Raw genomic sequence first — 1042 nt, 5'->3', positions numbered from 1 at the left:
GTTCGGTCTATTCATAAGGCAGAGGCCTGCTATGCTGCCCCAGAGACTCATAGTCTGAGTTTAGTTATTTTGCTGGCTTCTCCGTGTCATCCTTCTTTTATAGTTCGATGAAAGAATTGATTACGCTGCCTCTGCGAGACAGTAGAGGTCATTCATCATATGTTGCTCGTTAAAAAAGACTTTCTTTTTACAGATGCCATGTAATACCTTCAGTAATTTACCACAGAGTATCACCATTGACTGCTTTCCCCTTAAGGGGTTTTGTTGTCTTGTTGTGTAATATTCATGAAGCTTTTTAAACGCTTCGTTATGACGAATAAGCGGGACTATAACCTTGAATAGAGTGTTTCTAAGCTTCTTTCGTCCTCGTTTAGAGATATGTTTTTGTCCCTTATGTTGACCAGACGAGCTTTCACGTAATGTTAATCCCGCTAGTTTTATAAGTTGGCGTGGATTTTCATAAAGTGAGAAGCTTCCTACTTCTGAAAGTAAATCAACGATTGTCGCGTCTCCTAAACCAGGAACTGAAGCCAGTATTTCATATTCCATTGTCGTTTGTGCCATTTCAGCTAATTGATTATTTACAGTTTCAATTTCGGTTTCTAATAATCGATACTGACGTAAGAGCGTGGCGATTTCGTGTTGGGCCATCTGTGTTCCTTCTGTTAGTCCAATAGAGTTTTTCGCGGCTTCGATAAGAAGCTTGGCTTTCGGTAACTGTGGGGCTCTCATTCCCTTTACCTGTCGGTAAAGAAAGACCAGCTCTTCAGCTGTTTTCTCTTTAATATCTTTTGGTAATGGCGTCATTTCTAGTGTCGCAAGTGCCATCTTCCCGAAATTAGGAAAGACTTGAGTAAACTCTGGAAAGTAGCGATCAAGCCAACGAATGATTCGATTTTTAATACTAGCCAAATCCTCCGTCAATTTTGAACGAAGAGTAGAACCAATACGAAGCTCAGCTTCAATGTCTTTCAGTATACGTGGATAACTGAAACGTCCATCCTTTAATAAGCGAGCGATGACTAGTGCATCTTTTTTATCG

At 40.3% G+C, this 1042-nt stretch carries 1 protein-coding gene; it reads right to left on the bottom strand.

The window, feature by feature from the left end; genetic code table 11:
- Positions 1-120: 120 nt before the first annotated feature.
- The coding region (locus PVA17_RS24820) for an IS110 family RNA-guided transposase (RefSeq protein ID WP_274069352.1) at positions 121-1042 on the bottom strand (922 nt) is incomplete at its 5' end.

It is taken from the genome of Lysinibacillus sp. CNPSo 3705, assembly GCF_028674935.1.
Classification (GTDB): domain Bacteria; phylum Bacillota; class Bacilli; order Bacillales_A; family Planococcaceae; genus Lysinibacillus.
This window is presented reverse-complemented; position numbering and strand designations above follow the sequence as displayed.